Annotated in this window: 9 protein-coding genes; 4 read left to right on the top strand and 5 right to left on the bottom strand. The window is 52.8% G+C overall.

Annotation, left to right across the window (positions count from 1 at the left end):
* The first annotated feature begins 113 nt into the window (after positions 1-113).
* The gene (locus ABD843_RS05930) at positions 114-5,261 is read left to right on the top strand and encodes a translocation/assembly module TamB domain-containing protein (RefSeq protein ID WP_345079969.1); all 5,148 of its coding nucleotides are present in this window, start codon (positions 114-116) and stop codon (positions 5,259-5,261) included.
* Complete coding sequence (gene tamL / locus ABD843_RS05935; RefSeq protein ID WP_345079972.1) at positions 5,258-7,552, top strand: translocation and assembly module lipoprotein TamL; 2,295 nt, start codon at positions 5,258-5,260, stop codon at positions 7,550-7,552. Before ABD843_RS05930 ends, tamL begins: the two co-directional genes overlap by 4 nt.
* 15 nt (positions 7,553-7,567) lie before the next feature.
* On the opposite strand, the gene ABD843_RS05940 is transcribed toward tamL, so the two are convergent.
* The 3 genes from ABD843_RS05940 to ABD843_RS05950 all read right to left on the bottom strand — a co-directional run bounded on the left by ABD843_RS05940 (position 7,568) and on the right by ABD843_RS05950 (position 10,484).
* Positions 7,568-8,719 (bottom strand): AI-2E family transporter, encoded by a 1,152-nt coding sequence (locus tag ABD843_RS05940; RefSeq protein ID WP_345079975.1) that lies wholly within the window; start codon positions 8,717-8,719, stop codon positions 7,568-7,570.
* 146 nt (positions 8,720-8,865) lie between these two features.
* Positions 8,866-9,486, bottom strand: a complete 621-nt coding sequence (locus ABD843_RS05945) for a GyrI-like domain-containing protein (protein WP_345079978.1) — start codon at positions 9,484-9,486, stop codon at positions 8,866-8,868.
* A 20-nt stretch (positions 9,487-9,506) separates the two neighbouring features.
* Positions 9,507-10,484: a DMT family transporter gene (locus ABD843_RS05950; RefSeq protein WP_345079980.1), complete on the bottom strand. Its 978-nt coding sequence runs from the start codon at positions 10,482-10,484 to the stop codon at positions 9,507-9,509.
* A 178-nt stretch (positions 10,485-10,662) separates the two neighbouring features.
* Between ABD843_RS05950 and ABD843_RS05955 the strand changes: the two genes are divergently transcribed.
* Positions 10,663-11,187, top strand: a complete 525-nt coding sequence (locus ABD843_RS05955; protein WP_345079563.1) for a DUF4402 domain-containing protein — start codon at positions 10,663-10,665, stop codon at positions 11,185-11,187.
* Positions 11,188-11,301: 114 nt separating this feature from the next.
* Here ABD843_RS05955 and ABD843_RS05960 read toward each other — a convergent pair whose 3' ends face one another.
* Together ABD843_RS05960 and ABD843_RS05965 are read right to left on the bottom strand one after the other, a co-directional pair.
* A complete protein-coding gene (locus ABD843_RS05960; protein ID WP_345079982.1) occupies positions 11,302-11,610 on the bottom strand; it encodes a hypothetical protein in 309 nt (102 codons plus the stop codon).
* 41 nt (positions 11,611-11,651) lie between these two features.
* Positions 11,652-12,773 (bottom strand): protein-glutamine glutaminase family protein, encoded by a 1,122-nt coding sequence (locus tag ABD843_RS05965; protein WP_345079985.1) that lies wholly within the window; start codon positions 12,771-12,773, stop codon positions 11,652-11,654.
* 176 nt (positions 12,774-12,949) lie between these two features.
* Between ABD843_RS05965 and ABD843_RS05970 the strand changes: the two genes are divergently transcribed.
* On the top strand, positions 12,950-14,434 hold the full coding sequence (locus ABD843_RS05970; RefSeq protein ID WP_345079987.1) for a T9SS type A sorting domain-containing protein: 1,485 nt from the start codon (positions 12,950-12,952) through the stop codon (positions 14,432-14,434).
* The last annotated feature ends 51 nt before the right edge of the window (positions 14,435-14,485 follow it).

Below are 14,485 nucleotides of genomic sequence, written 5' to 3' on the forward strand. Positions count from 1 at the left end.
GGTGCATTTCGTGTTGTAACTTCATAGCACTATACTGCCCATTTGTAGCGAACTGTAGCGATAAGGAGCGTGGCATTACAGGATGGGAATTTTTATAAATTATTCGTCACTGAATGCGCAAGGCCATTAAGGTCATACTTTGGATCCTGTTCAGTATCATACTGTTGATACTGGGTGCTGCACTATTCCTCAATTCGCAGTGGGGGCAGAACATAGTGCGCGGCCGCGCCGAGAAATTCCTTGCCGGCAAACTGCATACCGAGGTGCGGATAGGTTTCCTGGGTGTGGGTTTCCCAAAATTCGTGGTGATAAAAGATGTGCTGGTAAGAGACCGTGCGCAAGACACTCTGCTCTCTGTACGCGAGCTGAAGGTGGACATCAGCATGCTACGGCTGCTGAACAAGAAGATAGATGTGCAGCAGGTGATACTGACAGGTGTACACAGCCACATATACCGCGCATCTTACGATACCAATTTCAATTTTACCTACATCATAGATGCGTTTGCAGGCAAGGGAGATGCTACTACCGAGCCGCAAGCAGAAGAGCCTGCCGATACATCGTCTTCCAAACCCTTCACGATAGATATAGGCCGTGTGCGGCTTAATGATATACATGCCCGTTTCGATGATCATACCGGCGGTATGCTGCTGGCCGTGGACCTGGATAAACTGGACCTGCGCATGAAGAAAGTGGACCTGCAGCAGATGCGCTTTCATGTAAAGGATCTGGCAGTAGAAGGCCTGCAGACCATTTACATACAGGATACATCGTACCTGCCGCCCGATGAGGACAAGGAGCCCGGTAATGCCGACCTGCAGCTTGCGGCCGACAATATATCGCTGCAGAAGGTAGCGTTCCGGTATCGCGATAAGCTGAACAAGATGCTGTTTGCAGTGAGCCTGGGCAAGCTGGAACTGGAGCTGAACAAGTTCGGGCTGGCCGATAATGTGGTGGATGTAGAGCGGCTGGACCTGAGCAATACCGGCGCCGAGCTAGTGATGGGCAAGAATGCTACGCCGCCTGCAGTGGTAGATACCATAGTGACAATAGATACCACCGAAGGCTGGCGCGTGGCCGCAGGCAAGGTGAGGCTTGCAGGTGTGAGCTTCAGGATGGATAATGAGAACGAACTGCACCAGCCGCGTGGTATGGACTATGCACACATGTACCTGAAGGGTGTGGAGCTGGATGCCGAAAAGCTGAGGTATAGCACAGACTCTATATCGGGCGCTATAAAGCACCTGGCTGCCAATGAGCAAAGCGGGGTAAAGGTAAAGGAGCTGAGAACGAATTTCACCTACGACCCGCAGGGCGCAGTGCTGAACGACCTGTACCTGGAGACGCCCGGTACGGTATTGCAGGACCACCTGGAGGTACACTATCCCTCGCTGGACTCCATTGCGCAGCAATTACCGCTGATGCAACTGAATGTGGACCTGCGCAGGAGCAAGGTGGCCATGAGCGATGTACTGCTCTTTGTGCCCGACCTGGCACAGCAAAAGATGTTCGCAGAGAATGCCGATGCATCATTGCAACTGGAGGCACGCATCATAGGGCAGTTGAGAGACCTTGATATATCGCGCCTTTATGCGAAGGGACTCACCAATACCGAGATACTGCTGCGTGGCAGGCTCACCGGCCTGCCCGATGCCGACAGGGTGGGCTACGACCTGCACATTGCCACACTGCGCTCCTGCGCAAAGGACGTTAACCCCTTCGTGCCGGACTCTGTGTTGATGTCCGTTCGCATACCCGACCAGTTCAGTATCACAGGCAAGGTGGCCGGTACCGTGCAGGACTACAATACCGACCTCAACCTTTCCTCTACCGATGGCATGGCCTACCTAAAGGGCTACTTGCACATGTCGCCGGGTAAGGGCCGCGAGCGCTACGATATGCTCATCAACACTGCCGACCTCAATGTGGGCCGCATCATTAGGCAGGATAGTATGCTGGGCCGTGTCACTGCTAACTTTGTGGCCAAAGGTACAGGCCTCGACCCCAAGGCAATGTCGGCAAGTGTGGATGGAAACATCATATCGGCCATGGTAAAGGGCTACCGCTATCACGACATGAGGCTGTATGGCCGTATGGCCGACAAGCAGGGAGACCTGGACCTGATGTGTACCGACCCCAATGTGCGCATACAGCTAAAGGGCCATGCCGACCTGCGCGGCGAGCATCCCGCGGTAAAGGCCGATATACGCATAGACAGCATAGACCTGCAGGCGCTACGGCTATATGCCACAGAGCTGCGCGCCAGCGGTACCATACATGCCGACTTCCCCGTGCTGGACCCCGACTATCCGCAGGGCAGGTTCATATGGTGGCAGCCGGTGGTGAATGCCGATGGCAAGCGGTATTTCCTCGATAGTCTTTACATCATCTCCAGGCCATCGGCCGATACCGGGCAGAACATCATTGCCGACCTGGGCGTGCTTACTGCCAGCATCACTGGCAAGACACCGCTGCGCAAGATAGGCCCCATACTTGCCGACCATATAGACCGCCATTACAAATTCCCCAAGCGGAAAAAAGATAGTACAGGACGGGCGGCCGATACCGCGCTGGCAGCCACGCCAAAGCCATCGGATACTGCCACCCTGCCTGCCGACTATTCGCTGCATGTGGTGGCCGATGTGGTGGACAGGCCCATGCTGCGTGGCATACTGCCAGATCTCAAATCGTTCGATTCCATACACCTGCGCTGCTCGCTCACGCCGCGCACACTGCTGCTCGATGTGACCATGCCCGATATAGTGTATGGTACCACCACTATATCGCAAGGTATCGTCACAGTACGCGGTACCGACTCTGCATTTACCTACCGCATCACCGCCGACCAGATAAAGCAGAGCCAGTTCTCGCTCTACTATGCCGATATCAATGGCCGCATAGAGCAGAACCTCATTACCACCAGCATCACCCTTGCCGATGCTGAAAGCAAGGAACGTTTTGTGCTGGAGGCCAGTATGCAAAAGGTGGGAGACTCGCAGATAGTACACCTGGAGCCCGGCCTGAAGCTCGATTATAGGGATTGGGAGGTAGCGCAGCCCAACCGTATAGTACTGGCCGGTGGTGGTTTCTACATCAGCAACTTCCAGATAAGCAATGCGGGGCAGTATATAAAGGCCAATAGCGAAGCGCCCCGCGTGAATGCGCCTATGAAGATAGACATCAGCAACTTTGCGCTGGCCAACCTCACGAAGGCCATAAGCACAGGCGATACACTGGTGGCCGATGGTATGCTGACCGCAACGGTGAACATAGAGCAGTTCTCGCCGGCAACAAGGATCAGCGGAGATGTGGCCATACGCTCGCTGGTGGTGATGGGCGATACCCTTGGCGATCTGCATGTGACCGCAGACAACAAGCAGGACAATGCCATAGCCGCAAAGGTGGATCTGAAGGGTAAAGGCAATGATATAGCCATGAACGGCACCTACTATCTGAAACCTGTGAATGGCAATGACCTGAAGTTCGATGTGGATGTGAACACACTGTCTTTGCAGACCTTCGAGTCGCTGGCGCAGCACCAGATAAAGAACAGTTCGGGCTTTATAAAAGGTAAACTGGCCATACAGGGCGCTATAAAGGCCCCGAAGATAACAGGAGAGCTGCGTACCGAGGACCTTACCACTACCATCACACAGCTCAATGCTGAATACAGATTGCCTGCAGAGAAGATAGTGTTCAGTGAAGAGGGTATAGTACTGAACGACCTGGACATACACGACAAGGACAACAACAAGGCCACCATAAACGGTAAGATAGATACCCGCGACCTGGACAAGATAGATCTGGACCTGAACGTACGCGCTAACCAGTGGCGGGTGGTGCAGTCTACCGCGCGCGACAACAAGCTCTTCTATGGCGACCTGCTGGTAACGGCCAACATAAATGTGAAGGGCCCCATGGAGGCGCCCGGCGTAGATGGCACACTGCGCATACTGAAGGGTACCGAAATGACCATAGTGAACCCCGAGAGCAAGCCGGAGATAGAGAGCCGTAAAGGCATAGTGCGCTTTGTGAACATGAGAGACACAGCACGCCGTAATGTACTGGCGCCGCGTAACAGACCACCCGCACAGCGCACATCTTACCGCAGCTCTGATGTGAACGTGAACATCACTGCCGACAAGGAGGCTTCCTTTACGCTGAAGCTGGACCAGGGATCGGGCGATCTCCTTACCGTTAAAGGTGATGCGAACATCAACGCCGCCATCAACCAGGCAGGCAATATAACGCTCACAGGTATGTACTCGCTGAACGATGGCGCCTACCAGCTCAACTACAATCTGGTGAAACGAAAGTTCAGGATAGCGAAGGGAAGTACCATCACATTCGCAGGCGATCCTGTAAAGAACACTACGCTGGATGTGACCGCTGTATACGAGGCGCAGGTGCCGCCCTACGACCTTGTGCAGCGCGAGGTGTCCGATCCTGCGCAGCTCAACTACTACAAGCAGCGACTGCCCTTCAATGTGAACCTCTACATGACAGGGCCGGTGATGACACCTTACCTCTCGTTCGATGTACGATTGCCCGAGGGCAGGGCCCTGCGCATGGCCGCCGACCAGGTAGAGCTGGTGCAGAGCAAGCTGGCACAGGTGCGTACCGATACATCCGAGCTCAATAAGCAGGTATTCGCGGTGCTGGTGCTCAATCGTTTCGTTTCCGACGATCCGTTCAGCTCCGGCGCGGGTAGCAGTGCTTCTTTTGCTGCCATGCAGAGCGTAAGCACTTTTCTTGGTGAACAACTGGACCGTGCGGCCGACCGCTTTGTGAAGGGTGTGGACCTTTCGGTAGACCTGGCCACCACCGAGGACTACACTACAGGCAGCCTGCGCCAGCGTACCAACCTGGGCCTTGCGGCATCGAAGCAACTGCTGAACGACCGCCTGAAACTGACCCTGGGCAACAACTTCGAGCTGGAGGGAGCGCAGAACAATAACAACAACCAGGCTAGTTATATACCTTCCAACCTTGCGGCCGACTATATGCTTTCGCCCGATGGCAAATATGTACTGCGCGCATACCGGCAGGCATACGATGTGGGGGTATTGCAGGGCTTTGTTACCGAGGCAGGTGTCAATTTCATAGTCAGTCTCGATTACAATAATTTCAGGCGTGCTATAAGGGGCAATAGGAACAGGAACCGTAATGACAGCACAGTGATACCCCGTACACAGAAAGGACCGGCAGATACTACCGGCAAAAAAGATAAGACACCGAAAAGAAAGAAAGGCACTAAATGACATTGCGCACATATATATGGCCCCTGCTGCTTGTACTGGCCGCCATGCTTTCGGCATGCAGCAATACACGGCGTCTGCCTGCGGGCGATAGACTGTTCAGGGGCAGCAAGGTGTTCATAACGGACAATGAGGCCTCTGTAAAGGAAAGGAAGCTGCTGAAGGACGACCTTGCAGAACTGGTACGTCCCCGTCCCAACAGCAAGACGCTGGGCATGCGGCTGAAGCTGAGAGCATATACCATGGCCGGCGATACGAAGAAAACAAAGGGACTGCGGGCGTGGCTGCGCAGCAAAGTAGGCGAGCCGCCCGTGCTGACAGCAGATGTGGACCTGCCGCATAACACAGCGCTGATGCAGAATTACCTGGAGAACCGCGGATATTTTCATGCCCATGCCTCGGCACATTTCGATTCGCTGGGGAAGAAGAAGGCACGGGCCCTGTTCTATATCACCACGGGGCCGCAGTATACCATCAACAATGTGACACTGCGCAGGGACACTGCTGCCGAGGTATGGAGCGATATAAACAGCACATTCGATAAGGAGACACTACTGAAGAAAGACCAGCCCTACAACCTGGAGGTGATAAAGGCCGAACGGGCGCGTATAGACAGGATGCTGAAAGAAGAAGGGTATTACTACTTCAAACCCGACTATGTGTTCATAGTGGCAGATAGCTCTATAGGCGGCCATAAGGTGAATATGAACGTGCGGCTGAAACACCGCGAGATACCGCCCGAGGCATACAGGCGCTATACGATAAACGATGTGTTCATCTATGCCAATTACCGCCTCAGGGGCAGGGCGCAGGATACCGGCAAAGAGAACAAGGTGCCTGTAGATAGTTACTACGTCATAGACCCGAGGAAGAACTTCAAGCCACAGGTGCTGGCCGATGCCATGGTGTTCGAGAAGGGCGATGAGTATAGTATGGACATGCAGAACACCACCCTCAGCAGGCTGGTGAACATGGGCAACTTCAAGTTCGTGAAGAACCGCTTCGAGCAGGTCGGCGACTCCCTGCTGGATGTATACTACTACCTTACACCGCATCCGCGCAAGTCGCTGCGCTTCGAGGCCGGTGCGCATACGCAGAACGACAACAGGGCCGGTACCAAAGGCAGCATCAGCTGGCGGCACAGGAATACGTTCAAGGGCGCAGAGGAATTCATGTTCAAGATAAATGGCGGGTTCGAGGCCCAGTACAGCGGCCCGGTGCGCCAGCCTACCATCTACAACTTCGGTAGCGAGCTCAGCCTGTCCTTCCCGCGGTTCGTGGTGCCGTTCAAAAAGATAGAGACGCCCAGCCGCTTCATACCGCGCACCTCTATAAAACTGAAGTATAATTTCGAATCCTCGGCCAAGCTCATCAACATCAGCTCTTACAATGCGTCTTACGGCTATGTATGGAAGGAAGGTCCAAGAAAGGAGCACCAGCTATACCCGCTCAACTTTACCTATGTACGCACCGATACCGTGGGCAGCCCGCAGAACCTGGGTCTGCTATACAGCAACCTTGTGTTCAATGGCATCATACTGGGCCCTACATATGACTTCACTTACAATTCGCAGGTAGGACTGCAGAGGAAACACGCTGTCTTTTTCAGCGGCAGGGTAGACCTATCGGGCAATATACTGGGCCTTGTGAAAAAGGCCGACTTTGAGACCAACCCCGATCTGCTGTTCGGCTCCACTTACGCACAGTATGTGAAGCTGCAACCCGACCTCAGGCACTACATGCGGTTGTCGCGCACGGCATTGCTGGCATCGCGCCTGCTGGTGGGGCTGGGTATACCTTATGGCAACTCTGCCTCGCTGCCCAACATCAAGCAGTTCTGGGCGGGTGGCAACAGCGACCTGCGCGGTTTCCCCTCACGCCTGGTGGGGCCGGGCACATTCAATGAATATGATTCCGCAGGTAGCCGCAGGTTCATACAGACCCTTGGCGACATGAAGCTGGAAATGAACGTAGAGCTGCGGCAGAACATATACAAATTCCTGAACGTGGGCCTCTTTGCCGAGGCCGGCAACATATGGCTGTTCCGCGATAATCCCTCTTTGCCGGGTGGTAAGTTCACATCCAACTTTTATAAGGAGCTGGCCGCTGATGCAGGTGTAGGTCTGCGTTTCGACTTCCAGATACTGGTGCTGCGGCTGGATATGGGTATGCCCATTCGCAAGCCCTGGCTGCCCGAAGGCGACCGCTGGGTACTGGATGATATACGGATAGCCGACCCCGACTGGAAGAAGAAGAATCTCATCTTCAACATCGGTATTGGCTATCCGTTCTAGCTGTGGTGGGGAAGTTTACTTTTCGTCTGTTGCCTCATCCTTCTTATCCTCTACGCTCTCGTCGCGCTTTTGTTCCAGGTCGCGTTTTATGCGGTACATCCTGTTGCTGATGGGGCTGAGCGCAGGCCGGGTATCGCCCAGCAGGTAGCCCCACTGTTTCAGGTTCGATGACCGGTCGAAGACTATCTTCAGCACCGCCATTACAGGTATGGAAAGGAACATGCCCGATATGCCCGCCATGGTGCCGCCTATCACTATGCCTATGATGCTCACCAGGGCGTTCACCTTTACCTTAGAGCCTACTATGCGTGGCATCAGTATGTTATTGTCCAGGAACTGCACGAAGGCAATGGTACCCAGTACGGCCCATATCTGCCACATCTCTTGCGATGTGGTCAGTGTCAACAGCACACCTATAAGGTTACCTATCAGCGCGCCCAGGTAGGGTATCAGGTTCAGTATGGCAAAGGTGATGCCTATGAGTATGGCATGCTTGATGCCGAAGAGCAGCAGTATACCGCCCAGCAGCACTATGAGGTAGGCTATCTGTATCAGCAGGCCTATAAGGTAGTATTTCACTATCACCTCGGTCTCTCTCGCGGCCTCTTCTACGCGTGGGTGCTGCGGTTCTTCGAACCACAGGTATACGAAACGTACCAGCAGGTTGCGGTAGAACAGTATAAGGAACACATAGATAGGTATGAGGCCCAGGAACACGAATATATTGCTGAGCGAAGCAAATGCCGTGCTGAAATAGCCCGATACATTGTTGCCCAGCCCTGCGCCCTGTTTTTTTATCATGGCCATCTGCTGTGTCACCGATACATGGGCATGTGTGCTTATCCATGTACTTAGCTTGTTCCAGTGCAGGGTCAGGTTCTTGCGTATGGTGTCCAGGTCGCTGAGGAAACCTGCTATCTGTATAGATAGCAGCGTGGCTATACCTGCTATCACTACTACGAAGAGCAATATGCAAAGGCAAATGGCAATGATCTCGGGCACCTTGCGTGCGGTGAACCATCGCAATACCGGCAGCAGCAGCAGCGATATGAAGAAGGCCATGAGCAATGGCATGATAACGGATTGGCCAAGCACTACTATGGCCCCTGCTGCGCAAATACCAAGGGCCTCTATGGAACGGCGTACAGTAAGCGGCATTTCTTTCATAGCAAAGATGTGTGTGGATGAGTAATGGGGCCTGCATGCGCAGGCGTTATAAGTGCTCTAAAGTTACAACAATATGCCCCTGTGCCGGGGAAAACGAGGAATGTTATAACATTTTCTTCAGAAGTATAAGCACATCATCTATCCCCTTACTTCATGGGCTCTCTCAGTATGGTTCGCAGTTTGGCGGGCTCTGTCTTCCTCATGTCCGAGAGGTATATCTCGTGGTGCAGGCCATTCCGCTGCAGCCCTTCTTTCTCTATCAGCGCCATCATCTTCTGCAGCGATACAGGCTCGGTGCTGAAGGGGCCTATATGCATCATGTGCACCACCTTTGTGGCCTCTATGGTAAAGGGCAGGACATCCTTTACCAGTTCTACGCCCTTCTTGCGCAGCGCAGTGTCTTTTGCAGTGGCTATCATTTCCCCGGTCACTTGTTCAGGCATGCGTATCAGCAGGCGGTAGCTCCATTCTTCGCGAGGTATCTTTGTAGGCGCATCGGTAATGCCCAGGCCTTTGTATAGCTCTTCATCGTACCACCACTGGCCTTCCAGCTTGGGCACTGTGAAGTCGCTGCCCATTTCCTTGCACATGAATTTTATGGTGTATGCCGTGCTGTAGAGCGCCGTCACACTGGCCGCGAACCCGGGACCCGATGGGTCGCCCTGGCCTGCTATGGAAATGTAGTGCGCGGTATCCATCATGGCTATGGCGGGTTCCTTTGGCGCTGTGTAGTATGCTTTATAGGTCTTGGTGAGGTCTTGTTTCATAGTATGTATCCTGTGGATATTCAGGGCTGTGTCTTCCGTTTCTTGTTCATTATGTATACCGCCGCTATGCCTAGTATACCGCCTGCCATGGTATGTACCTGCAGTTTTTCGCCCAGCAGCAGCCAAGACGATATAGCCGCCGCCAGTGGTACCAGGAAGATGAAACTGCTGGCCTTCTCTGCACCCAGGCGGGTAGTGGTGTAAAAGTAGATGGTAGTAGCCCCCGATGTGACTATGGCCGAGCTGAATATGAGATTGCCCCAGAACCGCAGATTTGCGGTTTGTAGTGTGGCCTGCATCTCTGCCACATCTGTGAAGGGCAGGAAGCAAAGCAGTGTGACCATATACTGCCACAGGCTGAAGCTGAGTGAAGTACCATATTGCGCACCGCGTGCCGTGAACTTGCTCATCACGGCCCATGTGAGCGCGGCCATCAGGAAGTAGAGGTTGCCGCTGTCCAGCAGGGCGGCGGTGCTGTCCCACAGTTTCAGCAATGTGATACCCGCTGCTATACCCAGCAGCAGACCTATACCCTCATTGCGCGAGGGCAGCCGCCTGCTCAGCGCTATACCCAGCATATAGGCCATTATGGGGTTCATGGTGGTCACCAGTACGCCGCCTGCGCCTGCTGTACCCTTTTTTATGCCCATGAAAAAGAAGTAGCTATACACTGCAAGCAGCACGCCCGATGCGATGAATACCGGTATGCCCTGTTTCCTTAGCCGGAAGCTGATGCCCATAATGGGTAGCAGCATGGCCGTAGTGATGACAACTATAACATAGCGGTAAACGGTGAAGTTGACCACAGAGCAGTAACCCGAAAGTACCTTGCCCGAGGGCCAGCTAAGTCCCCACAGGAACATGCTGATGACCATGCCGATAATAAGAAGTTTTCCGCCGGCCTTATCGTTCGCCATAGAAGAGAATGCGTGCTGGAACGCCCCGCGAAGGTACTTATAGGTATAGCGTGCATGCCTGTTATCTTTCCACAATTTCATTTTTGTCCATTATTTGGAAGATTTATCCATGTGGTGGATAGGTGGTATAACGTGCCAAAATTCAATCGTTTGATTTTCAGTGTTTTATGTTTTTGGCACATGGTTGGTTATATACCTGTCAAACCTACCTGCGGCAGGCAGGCAAACAACAAACAAAAACAAACTAAAACGAACTACAATGAAAAACATCTTCAAGTCTCTCGCTCTCGCTACTGTTGCCCTGGTATCTTTCTCTAACAGCTCATTCGCTCAGGCCACTGCAACTGCTTCTGCATCAGCTAACATCATCACCCCCATATCTATCGTTAAGACAGTAGATATGAACTTCGGTAACGTAGCCGTGTCTGCAACCATAGCCGGTACTGCTGTCCTGGCCCCTGCAGGTACCCGCACTACAGGCGGTGCAGGTGGTGTTACCCTGCCTGCTACTACAGGTACCGTAGCTGCAGCCAGCTTCACAGTATCGGGCCAGGGTGGTTATACTTACGCAATAACTCTTCCTACTTCTTGCACAATAACTGACGGTTCTTCACACAACATGACCGTAGACAACTTTACCAGCTCACCTTCTGCCACAGGTACCCTTAGCGCAGGTGGTACTGAGACCCTGAACGTAGGTGCTACCCTGAACGTAGCTGCCGGCCAGGCATCTGGTCTGTACACCAACGCTACCGGTGTTCCCGTAACAGTGAACTACAACTAAGCCCCCGACCCCTGCCTGCTGGCAGGCAGGCCCAAAGGGAGGTGTTAAGATAAAATGGTGCAGCGCCCCCGGAAAAGGGGGCGTTACTTTTTTTTGCCATGTTGTAAAGGCGCATTATTTTTTCCGTACCCGCAATATCACATCAGAGTATTCATTGGCACGTTTTACCAATACAGGAGTATGCTCCTGTTGCGAACGCTGCAGCAGGTCTATATAAGATGGATCGGCATTGCGTGGCAGGCGGTAGAACCTTGCCGATTCCAGGAAAGATATCTCTACATATTGGTCGGCAGGCTGTGCGGGGCGTATGGCAGCCACAGTGAGGGTATACTCTACGGGCTTTTTGCCTGTGTTCTTCTTTTTGCGCGTGCCAGCACATGAGGTGAGCGCCGTACATGAAAGCAGTAAGCTCAGTATGCACATATAGCATACTGAGCTTACTGTTGTATAAAAAGGTCTTCTGTTTATGGACATGTGATGAGGGCCGCGTAATTATCCAGGGTATTGTTGGTAGCAGTGTATGCTGGGTCGGTGCTGAAGGTCATGCCCGAAGAACCTGATGGAGCATAAGAAGATGTGGGCTGTACATTTATCATGGTCACATTAGGTGTGAAGCCGGCGGCACATGCGGGGTTCTCCTGCGCGTGCAGCCATGTGGACAGCAGCACCGGCTGGTTGAACATGGCCGGATCGAAGACATATGCCTTGGGGCCTGTAGGTGTCTGCACGGTCACCAGTGGCGCCACATGGTACCACCAGCGTATGCAGCAGCCGCCCCATTTCTGGCCCTGTACGCATAGCTTGTCAGAGCCCGAATTGGCAAAGCTGAAGATCTTTTTCGTACCGTATTTGTAACGGTTGTTGATGATCCAGCACATTTTGTGTGCGCGGGCATAGCAGCCGTCTATACAATACTGGAAGGGTATGCAATAGTCTATAGCATAGGGGCCGGGCAGGTAGCAGCACTGGCGGGTGATGTAGTCGAACATCAGCTGCGCAGTGGTAAAGTCGGGTATCACATTGTTCAGCCCGGGGTCGGTAGTGTTCAGTACACCCATGGCGCTGGGGTTGTCTATCTGCTCGTTGCTCACCTTTTTCAGGTCTATGGCGCGTGCGCCTGCGGCACCATTCACTGTAGTGCGTGCAGTAGTGCTAAGCCCACCCGATACAGGTACATATGCAGCGCTCACCAGCACACCCTTCCATGGGTCGAAGCTGATGCTGAGCTGCCTGTTGTTCTTCAGGGCGTCTTTTACCGTCTGCACCAGCGTGGTGCCGGTAACGGTAAAGAACTCCGTGTTCTCGTTGAACATCACCTCTACCGAAGCACTGCCCTCTATGTTGCGTATACCTGCTACGGTCACCTTACTGCTCAGTGTATGGTAGCCACCTGCAGGCATGGCCTCTCCTGTGGTCGCAAGCGAGGTAGCGGTATTGTTCTCGTCCGTATGCGGCCCGGAACTGCATTTAGCGCCCCGCTGCAAAATGGGGTTATCCTTTTTGATGCACGAGTCGCTGAGCAGCACCATGCACGATAAAGCTGCTACAGATAGAAGCTTACGGTATTTGTATAATGCAGAGATCATAGCCTTTTTGATCGAACCGTTCATGGCACGCATGAACATATAAGTACCAAAATACATGACATTTTCCTGCCCGCCAAATATTTATGTACATTTATTTTCTTGTGTATTTTCTTTTATAAGTGAATGGAATTTGCGTTAACTTTCCATTGCCGTGCCTTAGACATGGCCACAACAAGATGAAAAGATCGTTCTCCCTACTACTTATACTATCGGCCCTGGTATGTGCGGCGCCCGCATCTGCACAGGAAAACAGAAAGCTGCCTGTGAACGCCCGCCATACGCAAATGGTATCGCAGCTTTTGCAGTTGAATACCGGGCATAATGTGGCCATGAAAAGTACCGCAGTGCCTACACAAAGGGTGATAGCCCAAAGTACCAGGGATAACATACTCGTTTCCTACACCGATTCGGTACTGCTGCGCTATACAGGCATGCGAAAGTCGAAGTACGACTATAACAACATGATATATGCCTACAACTATGCCTATAGCACTACACCTATGTTCAATTATGCAGGCATATTCAACACACCGCAGGTACAGTACGATACTTTTGTACACTGGACGATCAACCCCTTCACGATGCCTGCCTTCAACCTGTATGAGGGCAACTTCGCTACGCACAATACCGATCATAACATAGTACACTTTACACAGTTGTTCGTAGATTCTGCTACCAACGACAACCGCAGTTTTGCCAATACCTTCACTGCTACAAAGAAGATAGGTAAAGGTTGCTGGTTCAACCTGAACGCAGGTGTAGAGGACAGTGCCATGATACAATACTTTTCCTACGATGCCAGCGACCGCCTGAAGGCCGATAGTATATATGAGCGTCACCTGGGTGTATGGCGCATAGCCGCAAAAAGCTACTATACCTACGATGCGGGCGGCAACCTGGTGACCATAGACCACTATGCCAATGTGAGCGATACCTCCTTCCTGCTGCCACTGGTACAGCAATCGAAATATGTGAACACATACGATGCCAGCAACAGGCTCACCAGCGTGTATACCAGCATGCACGACGGCACAACGCTTTCGCCCTATGTAAAGGACACCTTCGGCTATAGCGGCACGCTTACCTATCACAACTCGTGGCGGCAGCACCAGTTCGATGAGATACATGGTACATGGTGGCCGCAGTACCGTATGACCAAACACATCGCATCGGGCAAGCCCGATACCATCTATCACGATGGCTGGGACAGCATACTGAACATGTGGACACCCATATCGAAGGACATAGCCAGCTATAACACATATGGCGATCCTGATACGTTGCAGAATTACCTCTATAACTGGACATCCTACTCCATCTCGCCCGACTATACTACGGTATACTATTATGAGACGTTTTCAGACACTACACCTGTAGCAGTGAAACATACTGCTATAGCGAACACGGGAAATGTGACCATCTTCCCCAATCCCGCGCATAGCACCATATCCGTACAGTGCAGCGGTATGGCCGGTGCAGGCAGCCATCTGCGCCTCACTATATACAACATGCAGGGGCAGGCCATAATGCGCCATGCCATTACCGACCCTGCGCGTACCGAAGTGCCCGTAGGTGTGCTTGCCGCAGGTATGTACTGGGTATTGGTAGACGACCCTGCTACGCAGCAGCGGTATGGCCAATGCCGCTTTGTGAAGGAATGATGATGCCATTGCATGCACCGGAATAAATGAGCTACATGCCCTCGTTTATTC

Origin of the sequence: Nemorincola caseinilytica (assembly GCF_039540515.1) — a bacterium.
In the GTDB taxonomy this organism is placed as follows: domain Bacteria; phylum Bacteroidota; class Bacteroidia; order Chitinophagales; family Chitinophagaceae; genus Nemorincola; species Nemorincola caseinilytica.

Coding starts and splice junctions, on each gene's coding strand:
- ABD843_RS05945 (WP_345079978.1), bottom strand. CDS start 9,486: ATGAAACAAGACCTCACCAAGACCTATAAAGCATACTACACAGCGCCA.
- ABD843_RS05955 (WP_345079563.1), top strand. CDS start 10,663: ATGAAAAACATCTTCAAGTCTCTCGCTCTCGCTACTGTTGCCCTGGTA.
- ABD843_RS05970 (WP_345079987.1), top strand. CDS start 12,950: ATGAAAAGATCGTTCTCCCTACTACTTATACTATCGGCCCTGGTATGT.
- ABD843_RS05960 (WP_345079982.1), bottom strand. CDS start 11,610: ATGTGCATACTGAGCTTACTGCTTTCATGTACGGCGCTCACCTCATGT.
- ABD843_RS05950 (WP_345079980.1), bottom strand. CDS start 10,484: ATGAAATTGTGGAAAGATAACAGGCATGCACGCTATACCTATAAGTAC.
- ABD843_RS05965 (WP_345079985.1), bottom strand. CDS start 12,773: ATGATCTCTGCATTATACAAATACCGTAAGCTTCTATCTGTAGCAGCT.
- tamL (WP_345079972.1), top strand. CDS start 5,258: ATGACATTGCGCACATATATATGGCCCCTGCTGCTTGTACTGGCCGCC.
- ABD843_RS05930 (WP_345079969.1), top strand. CDS start 114: ATGCGCAAGGCCATTAAGGTCATACTTTGGATCCTGTTCAGTATCATA.
- ABD843_RS05940 (WP_345079975.1), bottom strand. CDS start 8,719: ATGAAAGAAATGCCGCTTACTGTACGCCGTTCCATAGAGGCCCTTGGT.